General features: G+C 40.5%; 9 protein-coding genes. 6 read left to right on the top strand and 3 right to left on the bottom strand.

The window, feature by feature from the left end; translation table 11 throughout:
* Positions 1-4 precede the first annotated feature (4 nt).
* On the bottom strand, positions 5-1,705 hold the full coding sequence (locus B4F91_RS03500) for a dipeptidyl-peptidase 3 family protein (protein ID WP_055254716.1): 1,701 nt from the start codon (positions 1,703-1,705) through the stop codon (positions 5-7).
* A gap of 275 nt (positions 1,706-1,980) precedes the next feature.
* Between B4F91_RS03500 and B4F91_RS03495 the strand changes: the two genes are divergently transcribed.
* Positions 1,981-2,820, top strand: coding sequence for an HDOD domain-containing protein (locus tag B4F91_RS03495; RefSeq protein ID WP_286937297.1), 840 nt, complete (start codon positions 1,981-1,983; stop codon positions 2,818-2,820).
* 81 nt (positions 2,821-2,901) lie between these two features.
* Here B4F91_RS03495 and rdgC read toward each other — a convergent pair whose 3' ends face one another.
* Positions 2,902-3,810: a recombination-associated protein RdgC gene (rdgC, locus tag B4F91_RS03490; RefSeq protein WP_004586854.1), complete on the bottom strand. Its 909-nt coding sequence runs from the start codon at positions 3,808-3,810 to the stop codon at positions 2,902-2,904.
* A gap of 83 nt (positions 3,811-3,893) precedes the next feature.
* Positions 3,894-5,651: an ATP-binding protein gene (locus B4F91_RS03485; RefSeq protein ID WP_286937295.1), complete on the bottom strand. Its 1,758-nt coding sequence runs from the start codon at positions 5,649-5,651 to the stop codon at positions 3,894-3,896.
* 372 nt (positions 5,652-6,023) lie between these two features.
* Between B4F91_RS03485 and B4F91_RS03480 the strand changes: the two genes are divergently transcribed.
* The 5 genes from B4F91_RS03480 to glyA all read left to right on the top strand — a co-directional run bounded on the left by B4F91_RS03480 (position 6,024) and on the right by glyA (position 12,806).
* Complete coding sequence (locus B4F91_RS03480) at positions 6,024-6,392, top strand: response regulator (RefSeq protein WP_024031682.1); 369 nt, start codon at positions 6,024-6,026, stop codon at positions 6,390-6,392.
* 229 nt (positions 6,393-6,621) lie between these two features.
* A complete protein-coding gene (gene thrA, locus B4F91_RS03475) occupies positions 6,622-9,039 on the top strand; it encodes a bifunctional aspartate kinase/homoserine dehydrogenase I (RefSeq protein ID WP_286937293.1) in 2,418 nt (805 codons plus the stop codon).
* 9 nt (positions 9,040-9,048) lie between these two features.
* Positions 9,049-9,984 (top strand): homoserine kinase, encoded by a 936-nt coding sequence (thrB, locus tag B4F91_RS03470; RefSeq protein ID WP_286937291.1) that lies wholly within the window; start codon positions 9,049-9,051, stop codon positions 9,982-9,984.
* A gap of 11 nt (positions 9,985-9,995) precedes the next feature.
* Positions 9,996-11,279, top strand: coding sequence for a threonine synthase (gene thrC / locus B4F91_RS03465; RefSeq protein WP_004586859.1), 1,284 nt, complete (start codon positions 9,996-9,998; stop codon positions 11,277-11,279).
* A 270-nt stretch (positions 11,280-11,549) separates the two neighbouring features.
* A complete protein-coding gene (glyA, locus tag B4F91_RS03460; RefSeq protein ID WP_024031685.1) occupies positions 11,550-12,806 on the top strand; it encodes a serine hydroxymethyltransferase in 1,257 nt (418 codons plus the stop codon).
* Positions 12,807-13,005: the final 199 nt, after the last annotated feature.

The raw sequence follows: 13,005 nt of genomic DNA, 5'->3' as shown, positions 1-13,005 counted from the left end.
TGGGTTAGTTAAGGCCTAACACGTCTTTACCTTGTTTAAAGGTTACATCAACCGGAATATTCGCTTGGCTTAGTTTTTCTAGGTCTTTAGCAAGCTCTTCTTTAATATCGCCATGAGTGGCAATTAGTTGATCTACTTTTTCGTAATCGCCGTCACCTTGTAATGTTAAAATTAAGCGCGACAGCTTAGCCATAGCCACGCCCATTTTTTCCATATTTACACGGTATAAACCCTCTTCATTTTTAGAAAAAGCGCCTTCTTGTGCAAAAAAGTTAAAGCGGATCATGTTTGCTTTACCATGTGCGCTTGATGCACCAAAACGTACTGAGCGGAAAATACCCGCCATAAAGGTGGTGTAGTAATCTTCTAATGTGCCTTCGGTAATTTCGCCTTTTTTAAGTAACTGCTCAACCATGTATAAACCTAAAATATCGGCTTTACCTTCTTCAAGTGCACTGGCGTGCTCTTGTAATGATTGGCGCACAGTGCCTTTATTTGTAATGGTGTTTTTAATACCTAGGCCATGAGCCACTTCGTGAAACATGGTATTGGCAAAAAAGGCGTTAAAGGTAATATGCTTACGTTGCTCAGGTACAATTAACTGCTCAGCAATTGGCACTAAAATTTTATCAAATTTTGCACGCATTGCGTTTTTAAGCTGCAGGCGACGAGTGCCTTTTTCAAGCTGTACTTGCTCATCGTTTGGTAAGTTAATGGCAATAGTTTTGCTGCCCGCATTTGAGTGTCCTGCATAGTAAACCACATCGTAAGCATTTAAATCGGCGTCTGAGCCTGGCACTTCTTGCTTATATTTAGCATCTACCGGTAAACCTTTTTGAAGCTCTGGTAAAAAGGCCGCAAACTTAGCTAGGCGCTCGCTCCATTTTAAATCTTTAATTAGTACATACGACTCATAAGCAGAGCGGTAGCCGAAGAGTTGATCTTCGTAGGTTTCAATTGGGCCAATAACCACATCAACGGGGTTATTTTTCATGTCCATCCAGGCAAAGTCAGAACCCTGAAAATCATCTTTTTGTAGTGCATCAGCACGTAGGTTTAAGTAATTAGCAAATTCTTTATCATCGGCAAGCTTACTGGCTTCACGTAATAAATCTGCTGCTTTAGCTAACTCCTCAGCGTATTCTTTTGAGTAAGGCACGCTGTAAAGGTTACCTTGCTCATCACGTTTAATTAATGAATAAAGGCCTTTTTTATCTTCTACGTCGGCGTTATTTAGCTCTTCTTTTGTTATGTCGGCAGGGTAGAATTGTGCGCCAAGGGCTTTTTCTTTGTAGCCTGATAAAAACGGCTCGTCACCATTTAAACGATCCCAAGGGCCGTAGTTAATATCAGCAAATTTACGTACTTTTTCATCACTTAGCTTTGCTAAAAAAGCGTCTTTATTATCGCCAAAAGCCTGCTTCCAAAATAGCTCGTCCATAATTTTAGAGGCATCGATAAGCTTAGCAACCATGGCTTTTTGATTCTCACTTAAATGAGATAGGTCGGCTTCTAGGCTAAAGTCGGTGTAAATATCTAAACGTTGTTTATCAATATTAATTAAATCTGGGCCAGCTTGCGCGGCACTTTTTTGAGCAAGCTCTACACCTGTGGCTTCGGTCGAAGAGGGGGCTTGCTCTGAGCATGCACTAAGAAAAACGACGCCTGAGAGTAAAATTGCTTGGCTAATTTTGTTTAAGATCATTTGATTGCCTGTTAAAAAAGTAAGTTTAATTATTTGTACGCTTAAATATAATTGCTAGCGCGTACAAACGTTTCCTTATAGTGACTGCATTAAAGCAAAACTAAATGGTAAATAGCAAGTGTTTGGCGTTGTACCGCGCCTACAGGCGATAATAACAATTAATTTATATAATTTTCTTAACTTTATCGGTAAGTTAGATAATACTCATTGTATTACTCATTTTATCCGAGGTTAGCAGTTGCATTGCGGCCCAGAAACAAAAGGATGACAGTTCTATGTCTACAGAAAATGCACTATTAACGATTTTGGTTGATAGAATCAATAACGACACTTTGGTTTTACCTACGTTACCTGAAGTTGCAATTAAAGTGCGCCAAGCGGCCGATAACCCTGATGTAAACCTAATGCAAATGTCAGATGTGATTGGGCAAGACCCGGCTCTTTCAGCGCGCATGATCAAAGTGGCTAACAGTGCAATTATGGGCCGAGTGGTTAAAGTGTCTAACTTACAGCAAGCGGTTACTCGCATTGGTTTACGCCAAATTAAAAATATAGCAACCGCAATGGCAATGGAGCAGCTGTTTGTTTCTAATAATGAGCTAATAAAAGGCTACATGAGTAAAGCGTGGCAAAAAACGCTAAATGTGGCGGGGCATTCAATAACGCTTATGGCGGTTTATTTACAAAATAATAAACGTACATCGTTAAATAGTGACTCTATTACGCTGGCGTCGTTGGTATATAACATTGGTGTATTGCCTATTTTAACCGAAGCTGAGCGCCACCCAGAGGTGTTTGCTAACCCAAGCTTTTTAGCACATGCAATTCAAAAGCTCAGTGGTAAAATTGGTGGCTCAATTATGGGAGCGTGGGAGTTTCCACCTGAATTTGTAAATGTTGCTAGACATTGGGCCGACCCTACGTATCGCCCTGAAGAGATTGGTTATGTTGATTTTATTCGTATTGGCGCTATTTTAGAGGGGACTTTACAGGTTTCTGATAAATCAGCGGCTTTACAAACCTACATAGATAAAGGCGTTATTCCTTCTATGCAGCTATTTTCAAGTGACGAATACAACGACATGCTTGAAAATGTAAAAGACACATTTAGCTAATTAGCAGTTAAAAAGTAAAAGCAAAAAGCACGACTAAGTCGTGCTTTTTTTGGTTTTAATAGCGCTTATAATTTTAGCGTTTTATAAATCTTCTGCATCACCTAAACCGGCCGTCAGCTCTTCAAGCAGTAGCTTGATTTCTTCTGAAGCTAAAATAAAGTCAGCATCTAATTTAACCGCCATATCTTCTTTAGGAATATCGGCGTTTTCTTCTTTTAAAGTTTCTGAGTAGCTTAAACGCTTGATAGAGCCATCGTTTTGCAGCATAAACTTCAGGCGTTCTTGCCAATCAAGTGCAAGTTTGGTCACGCGTTTACCATTTTCTAGGTGCGATTTAACTTCATCACACGATAAATCATGACCTTTTAGTTTAACCTGCGCGCCACTGTCGTCGGCTTCTTCTAGCTCAGCATCAAAGCCTATAGCAAAGTTTTCAGGGGTGCTGAAGTTAGTTAACCAATCAGTTAAAAATACATCTAGGTCGTAGTTTGCAAAAGCAGGTACTACCGGTAATGTGCCCAGAGACTTACGCAGCAATGCAAGTAGCTCTTCTGCTTTATTAAAACTGCCGCTGTTTACTACAACCCAACCGTTTTCTTGGTCAATAAAAGCAAACTGTAGGCTCGATTTTTTAAACGCTTGAGGTAATAAGGTAGTTAAAATGTTTTCTTTTAACTCGTCTTTTTCTTTCTTTTTAACAGGGCGGTTTTCTTCCGCTTCTATTTGATCTACTTTTTCGGCAACCATTTCATTAACAACAGATGCAGGCAGCACTTTTTCTTCACGTTTGGCACACACTAAAATGCTTTTTTGTGAAAAATGCGCCAGCGAGTCACCATGCTTACCAAATGCTTTTGTCCAACCAAATGTAGAAAGGTCTTGAGAGCCACAAGGGCGAAATACATCTTGTTCTAACGCTTTTTCAAACTCTTCTTGAGTGTACGAAACATCTTGCTTAAAGCGATAACAAATCAGGTTACTAAACCACATAAGGTAACTTTTCCATCTTTTAAATTTGCTCAATCATAGCAATAAAATGGGGTTCTCGAAATGGCTGATTTTAAGCAAAGCCGTTATTGATTAAATAATGGCTTTGGCATGTTTTTAGGAAATTCAATATGGTAATGAAGCCCTTTGCCAGGCTCACTGCTCGCCTCTATTGAGCCGCTAAGTGTTTGCTTAACTAAGTTAAAGGTTATGTGTGTGCCTAACCCACTGCCGCCTTGGTCGCGTTTTGTCGTAAAAAATGGGTCAAACAATTTGGCTAATTGCTCTTTTGTTACGCCATTGCCGTTATCGGTGTAGTCAATAATAAGGAGTGTGTCATCGGCGCTAATATTTATATCAATATTGCCCTGCTCAATATTATCAAAACCATGAATAATTGAGTTCATAATTAAGTTAGTAAAAATTTGGCTAATTGCCCCTGCAGGCAGGTTAAGAACTAAATCATCCGGACACTGTAAGTTTATGGTGTGCTTGGTTTTTTTTAGTTTAGGGTGGAGCGATAAAATTACTTCGTTTAAATAATCTTTAAAGTTAATTGTTCTTACAGCTTCACTGGCTTGGTCTACCGCTATTTGTTTAAAGCTGGCAATAAGCTCAGAGGCTCTATCAAGGTTGGTCGTAAGCAAGCTTGTGCTTTGCTTAGCTTCGTTTATAAATTCTTCTAATGCTTTGGGCGATAACTTTTTTTCTTTGTAGGCATTTTCTAACGTGTTTAAACGCTCTTGTAAAAACGATATAGCGGTTACACCAATACCAATAGGTGTGTTTATGTCGTGTGTAATACCGGCGACTAATCCGCCTAGTGCAGCCATTTTTTCGGTGCCTACTAAGCGCTCTTGAGCAAGGCTTAGCTCGTCTAGGTAGCGTTCAAGCTCTTTTTGTTTAGTTAATAATTCTTCTTCGGTATGTCTGCGTAAATCAACTTCTTCGGTTAGTACCAGCTTTTGTTTTTCTAGTTCGTACTTTTGCTGTTGTAAATCCATCATAGCTTGGCTTAAGTTTGACGTTTTACGGGCAACATCTTGTTCAAGCTGTATATTGTGCTGGTCGAGCTTTTCGTTACTAACAATCAACTCACGTTGGGTGTGCTCAAGCTCTTTTCTGTATTGAACTACTTTATCTATTAAGTTATTAAAAGACTGCTCCATAACGTTTAGCTCGTTATGCTCTTCGGTTTCAATGTCTATGTGTTGACCTTCTAAGTCATCAAGCTCTAAGTTTTCTATTTGATCGGTTAACTCGTTTAAAGGGTCGGTGAGCAGCTTTCTAAATGCCATTAAAAACAGAATGATCAAAAAGGTGGTTTTGATCATGGCGTTACCAATTAAAAAGTAAATAGATACCATTATTCGGCTAAATACCACATCGCGGCTAGAGAACAAGGTCACATCACCTACTTGAGTAGCGCGTCCCGAAAATTCAAAAATTAGGGGGAAGGTATAACCAAAGAGACCCGATTTGGTGTCCTCTATAATGACTTCCTCTTGTACGAGTTGTTGGTTATAAAGTTTGTGTATATCAAGAGAGCGCCCCAGCTGCGAAATAATTTCACCGCTGTCGTCGCGCACTATAATGCCCTCCACCATAGGTATAGCAAGTAAGCCTTCTGCGGTCGTAATTGTTTGCTTTGTATTTAGTTCCCAAATTGCGCGTGTTAAGCTTCGGCTAAAGGTTTTTTGCAGCGTACTTAGCTCATCACGAATGTAGTCTTTAGTATTTACAAATTCTGCAAGCACCTGTCCACATGTCACCACAAAGGTAAGCAAAAAATACACTGATAAAACATTAGTTAACAATTTCTTAGAAAGGCTTTTTTGTAACATATGGGATTTACTCATCCGGTGTAATTATATCTAAGTTGCAATTTCTAACTTAAAAGTTAGTCAATAAAACCTTAAAAATAAATAAAAAATTTATATTTTAAAGAGATAGCCCAGCTATTGAGTCGTTTTGTTTTAATAATAGTGCACTAAACTGATTTAAATTAATTTTAATGGCTACTGAGATTTCAAAAACGATGATTTTTAATAGGCAACTAGAGCAATTATCAATAATATTTAACGTTTTATTGTAAGGTTACAGTATTACATTATGCGAACAAGCAAAGTGTTAGAGTTTTAGGAACGTGTTAAAATAGCAAAAACCAACGGACGGCTCGTTTTTATAATTTTTAGAAGGTTATTTTAGTAGTTAACATGATGAAATTTTCTATATTAGTGTGTGATGACTCCACTGTTGCACGCAAACAAGTTGTGCGTTGTTTAAATGAGTGCGTGAGTGCCGACATTCAACAAGCCGCAAACGGGGCCGATGCGCTGGCGCTTTTACGCTTGCAGCAATTTGATCTTTTGTGTTTAGACTTAACCATGCCAGAAGTTGACGGTGTACAAGTGCTGGAGCGCATTAAGGCAGAAAAAATTGAGTGTTTTGTACTGGTGATCTCCGCTGATATACAACAACAAATGAAGCAAAAAGTCGCGCAGCTTGGTGCCATCGACTTTATAAATAAACCTATTAATAAATCAGCCTTAAGTGAAGTTTTGCATAAATTTGGCATTCATTAGGTTTTTTCATGTTTAAAAAGGCTGTTTTATCTTTTAATTTGGGGTTGACAGCATAGCCTTTGTTAAGGCAGTCTTAGCTCTATGAAAACAATTAATCGCGCACTGACCATTATTATTACAACCACCATTCTTACTGGATAGTGGCATAGGTCGGTGCAACAAATTTAAAGGCCTGTGTTCACTAAGAACACAGGCCTTTTTTCGTTTTATGGGATGAGGAACATAAATAATGCGCGTTTTAAAATTTGGAGGCTCTTCGCTTGCCGACTTTGCCTGTTTGCAACAAGTAGCTTTGCTGGTAAAAGCACAGTTAAAAGATGAAATGTTACTGGTACTTTCTGCACCCGGAGGTATGACTGATTCATTAGTTGCGCTGGCCAGTGCCGCTGAGCAAGGTCAAGATTTTTCTCAGCAATGGCAAGCTTTACTAAGCCGATGCGAGACATTAAAAGCAGAAGTAGAAAAAAGCAGTGGCGAAGTAACAAACTGGCCAGATTTTAATGAGCTTAAAAATAAGCTAGATGGTGTGGCGCTTATTAAGTGCTGCCCAGATCAAATTCGTGCTTTTGTAATTAGTTTTGGTGAGCGTGTTAGCGTATCGCTAATGCAAAGTTTATTAAGCTCGCACAATGCACAATACCTTGAAGCAACGCGTTGTGTTGCCTCTAGTGGTGGCTACATTGATGCTGAGGCTGATTTAGTAACGAGTAAAGCACGCTTTCAAGCAGTACTTAAAGAAAACCCAGCCACCATTTACATTATGCCAGGCTTTACAGCAAGCAACGAGCAAGGCGAACTTACTACACTTGGTCGTAATGGCTCTGATTACTCAGCAGCTATTGCAGCGGCATGTTTAGATGCTGAAATTTGCCAAATTTGGACTGACGTAGATGGTGTGTACAGTGCTGATCCGCGCTACATCAAAAAAGCAACTAAAGTTGATTTCTTATCTTATAAAGAAGCGATGGAGCTTTCTTACTTTGGCGCTAAAGTACTTCACCCTAAAACCATTTTACCGTGCGCGAAAGCGGGCGTACCGTGCGAAATTAAAAATACCCATAACCCAGATGCTCAAGGGTCATTAATTGGTAACGACTATTCATCTGATGAGCCAGTAAAAGCGCTTTCTAGCTTGCAAGACTTAGCAATGCTTACCGTGTCAGGCCCTGGCATGAAAGGTAAAGTGGGCATGGCCTCTAAGGTATTTAATGCCCTTGCGCACGATAACGTATCGATAGTATTAATTACTCAATCATCGTGTGAATTTAGCATTAGCTTTTGTGTGCACGAAAGCGATTTAGCGCTCGCGCTAGAAGCCTTGCAAAGTGCATTTGAACTTGAATTACAAGCAGGCTTAATTGAGCCAGTGCAAGTACAACGTAATCTTGCCATTGTTACTTTAGTGGGCGATAACATGCGCGCACACAAAGGTTTAGCAGCACAGTTTTTTGCTTCTCTTGCACAGGCCCAAGTAAACATTGTAGCCATTGCGCAGGATTCTACAGAAAGTGCTATTTCGGCGGTTATTGATGGCGAGCTGTGTAACGATGCAGTGAAAATATGCCATGAAAACTTTTTTACGCACGTCCCTTCAATTGACGTATTTTTACTTGGCTGTGGCTTAGTAGGCCAAGAGCTTATTTCTCAGTTAGAGCGCCAGCAAGCGTGGCTTGAAAAACGTAATATTAAGTTAAACCTATATGGCGTTGCTAATTCTCGTCAATTGCATTTAGACAGCGAAGGTATTGCATTTGATGACTGGCAGCAAAAGCTTGCAGCATCAGAGCAAGCGTTTGATTTAAATTTAGTTGAGCAGTTTGTAAAACAAAATCACTTAGTAAACCCTGTGCTTGTAGATTGTACGTCTTCTGATGCGCTAGCAGCTCAGTATGTGGATTTTTTAAATGCGGGCTTCCATGTGGTTGCCGCTAATAAAAAAGCAACAACCAGCTCGTACGATTATTACCAAGACTTAATTGCAGCAACACAAAAAAATAACCGCAAGTTTTTATACGAAACAAACGTAGGTGCAGGCTTACCGGTAATCGATAACCTACAGTCGTTATTTGGTGCAGGTGATGAGTTACTTGAGTTTAGCGGTATTTTATCAGGCTCACTGTCGTACATGTTTGGTGCACTAGAAGATGGTTTATCACTTTCTGAGGCAACTATTAAAGCAAAAGAAAGCGGTTTTACAGAGCCAGACCCACGCGATGATTTATCGGGTACCGATGTAGCACGTAAATTACTTATTATTGCTCGCGAAGCCGGCATGAAATTAGAGCTTAGCGATATAGAAGTAGAGTCAGTATTGCCTCAAGGTTTTGCACAAGGCGACAGCGTAGATGAATTTATGGCTAAACTGCCAAGTTTAGATGCTGAGTTTAACGACCGTATTCAAAGTGCGGCGGCAGAGGGCAAGGTACTGCGTTATGTAGGTACAATTAAAGAAGGCCACTGTAAAGTAGGCATTGAAGCGGTCGATTCATCGCATGCATTAAATGTTATTCGTGATGGTGAAAACGCATTAGCTATTTTAAGCCAGTATTATCAACCACGCCCGTTTGTAATTCGTGGTTACGGTGCAGGCTCTGCAGTAACCGCTGCAGGCGTATTTGCCGACGTATTAAAAACGTTATCGCGCTAGGAGAGCATTATGATAGAAGTATATGCTCCGGCGTCTATAGGTAATTTTGCAGTGGGCTTTGATGCACTTGGCGCAGCGCTTGCGCCTATTGATGGCAGCTTATTAGGTGATGTAGCCGTAGTAAGCGCCGCAGCAAGTGATGAGTTTGTTTGCTCTGGCGAATATGCGCATAAGTTACCAAACGATGCGAGCGAAAACCTAGCATATCAATGTTTAGTGCATTTTAGAGCGCACGTTGCGCCAGATATGCCAAGTGTAAAATTAGAGCTTAAAAAGAACTTACCAATTGGCTCAGGGCTAGGTTCGAGTGCGTGCTCGGTGGTAGCAACCTTTGCTGCGCTTGATAAGTTTGCTCAAACCAATTTAAGCCAAGTTGAGCTGATTGAATTAATGGCTGATTTTGAAGCGATAGTCAGTGGCGGGCGTCATTATGACAACATCACCCCGTGTTATTTAGGGGGGTTACAGCTTACAGGCGATTTAATTCCTGATAAGTCAATTGCTCTACCAGTTGATGAAAACTGGTACTACGTAGCGGCGTTTCCTGGGTTTTCGCTTAATACCGCAAAGGCGCGCTCGGTATTACCTAAAGAGCTAAGCATGCATGCAGGGGTTGAGTTTGCACAGCGTTTATCGGCATTTAGCAGCTTGTTATTAACGCAGCGTTTTGATGATGCACTGAGCATTATGCAAGACGATATAGCAGAGCCGTACCGAGCACCGCTAATAACAGGGTTTAGCGAAGCGAAAGCAAATTTGCCAGCGCTTGGTGCAGAAATTGTCAGTATTTCAGGTGCAGGCCCTACGTTATTTACAGTGTGTAAAACATTAGAAGCTGCTGAAAAATGTGCGCAGTGGTTAGCGCAAAACTATATAAATGAGCAGGGCTTTTGCCACATTTGTAAATTAGATAACGACGGCACGCGTCAATTAACAGTTTTATAGGATAGGCATTTATGCAATTACATAATTTAAAAGAAAATTCTCAAAAAGTGTCGTTTGTTGAAGCGGTAAAAACAGGGCTTGGGCGCAATCAGGGGGTATTTTTCCCTGAAAGCTTAGCGCCACTCGCTGATGTAGATGCGTTATTAGATATGGACTTTGTTACCCGCAGTAGCAAAATTTTATCGCACCTTATTGGTGATGAATTACCCGCTGATACCGTTGCTCAAATGGTTAAAAATGCATTTAACTTCCCCGTAAAATTGGTAGAGGTTGAAGACAATAACTATTGTTTAGAGCTTTTTCATGGCCCTACGCTTGCGTTTAAAGACTTTGGCGGGCGCTTTATGGCTGAGTGTTTAGCACAGTTTAATCAAGGCGAAAAAGTCACGATTTTAACGGCAACCTCTGGCGATACTGGCGCTGCTGTAGCGCATGCATTTTACAACAAGCCAAACATAGATGTGGTTATTCTATACCCTAAAGGCAAAATTTCGCTTGCTCAGCAAAAGCTATTTACTACGCTTGGGAACAATATTCACTGTTACGCGGTTGATGGCAGTTTTGATGATTGCCAAGAGCTGGTTAAAAAGTCGTTTTTAGATGACGAAGTTAAATCTACACTTGGCCTTAATTCAGCTAACTCAATCAACATTAGCCGCCTAGTGGCACAAGTATGTTATTACTTTGAAGCCATTGCTCAGCTACCAAAAGAAAAGCGTGCTACAGCGCATATTTCGGTCCCTAGTGGTAACTTTGGCAATGTATGTGCCGCCATGATTGGTGCTGTAATTGGTTTGCCGGTGGGAAAACTAAGCGCGACTACAAATCAAAACGACACCGTGCCACGTTACATGCTTGATAAAAATTGGGCGCCAAATGCCACACTTGAGTCGCTTTCAAATGCGATGGATGTGAGCAAGCCAAATAACTGGCCACGTGTGCAAACAATGTTAGATAATAACTGGTTTAGCTACGATAATTTTTACTCAACCAGTGTGAGCGAAGAAAATACGCAAGCAGTGATGAAAAATATTCAACAAACTGGTTATGTTGCAGAGCCGCATACCGCCATTGCATACCAAGGTCTTGTAGAGAATAAAGCACCCGGCGCAGCAGGTATCTTTTTAGCAACTGCTCACCCTGCTAAGTTTAAAGATAGCGTAGAAGAGATTCTAAATATTGAACTTGATATGCCAAAACCACTTAGCGACGCACTTGCTAAACCTTGTTTAGCAAGCGACATTAACCCTGATTATGAAGCGTTACGCACTGAAATACTCGCTAAGTTAGGCTAACTAACCTAGCGTTAAAAAAGCGGCTTTGGCCGCTTTTTTTGTATTTTGAACGCGCTAAATAAAGTATTTATCATTAACTAATTAAATGTAAAAAATAAAAATCATTTAAATTATTAATGCATTTATAAAAAAATATCATCTTAAAAACGCTGTGAAATAGATTCAATCCCTGTTTAAATATCCTCAACTTAAGAGCGTAGGCAAAGAGTCGTTTAAAGCGTACAATAAAGCCTCTAAAAAACACCATACACGTTGCCCTAGGAGACCCCAATGTTAGAACGTAGCATGAATATTTCGGATTTTGATCCAGAGTTATTTGACGCGATAAACAAAGAAACTGCTCGCCAAGAAGAGCACATTGAATTAATCGCATCAGAAAACTACTGTAGCCCACGCGTACTAGAAGCACAGGGTTCACAGCTTACAAACAAATACGCAGAAGGTTACCCGGGCAAACGTTACTATGGCGGTTGTGAGCACGTAGACGTTGTTGAACAACTTGCAATTGATCGTGCTAACGAGCTATTTGGTTCTGACTATGCAAACGTTCAGCCACATGCGGGTTCTCAAGCAAATGCAGCTGTTTTCTTAGCATTATTAGAAGCGGGCGACACTGTACTTGGTATGAGCTTAGCTCATGGTGGTCACTTAACGCACGGTTCACACGTAAGCTTCTCAGGTAAGCTATACAATGCAATCCAGTACGGGCTAGACGAAGCAACTGGCGAAATTGACTACGCACAGGTAGAAGCGCTAGCACTTGAGCACAAACCAAAAATGATTATTGGTGGTTTTTCTGCGTACTCAGGTATTGTTGATTGGGCTAAATTCCGTGAGATTGCTGATAAAGTAGGTGCTTACTTATTCGTTGATATGGCTCACGTTGCCGGTTTAATTGCGGCGGGTGTTTACCCAAGCCCAGTACCTCATGCGCATGTTGTAACAACAACAACACACAAAACATTAGCAGGCCCTCGTGGTGGTTTAATTATTTCTGCTTGTGGCGACGAAGCAATTTACAAAAAGCTTAACAGCGCTGTGTTCCCAGGTGGCCAAGGTGGTCCTTTATGTCACATTATTGCTGCAAAAGCAGTGGCATTTAAAGAAGCTCTACAACCAGAATTTAAAACATACCAAGCACAAGTAGTTAAAAATGCTCAAGCTATGGTTGCTGTTATGCAAGAGCGCGGTTACAAAATCGTATCTGATAAAACAGAAAACCACTTATTCTTACTTGATTTAATCGATAAAGATATCACAGGTAAAGATGCAGACGCAGCGCTTGGCAATGCAAACATTACTGTGAACAAAAACTCTGTACCAAACGATCCTCGCTCACCGTTTGTTACTTCTGGTTTACGTATTGGTTCACCTGCAATTACACGTCGTGGCTTTAAAGAAGCTGAATCGAAAGAACTTGCTGGCTGGATTTGTGACGTACTAGACAACATCAACGATGAGTCAGTACAAGCGCAAGTTAAAGAAAAAGTTAAAGCAATTTGTGCAAAACTACCTGTATACGCTTAATTGCATAAGCAGCAGTAATTTAGATCACAACAAGGGGCCTGTTTACCTTTCGAGGTTTAATTTGCAGTAGTATGTTTGGTTTTTAGGCAAGGCAGAGTCTATGTAGTGTGGTTACTCCACACAAATAGGCTATAACGCAGCATAAATGCCAAACATGCACTGCCCTCGGGTTCGTCCTAGGGGCGATTTACTCTTTGTT

It is taken from the genome of Pseudoalteromonas sp. UBA6610 (assembly GCF_002433295.1).
Lineage (GTDB): Bacteria > Pseudomonadota > Gammaproteobacteria > Enterobacterales > Alteromonadaceae > Pseudoalteromonas > Pseudoalteromonas atlantica.
The sequence above is the reverse complement of the archived record's forward strand: the minus strand, read 5'-3'. Positions and strand labels throughout refer to the sequence as shown.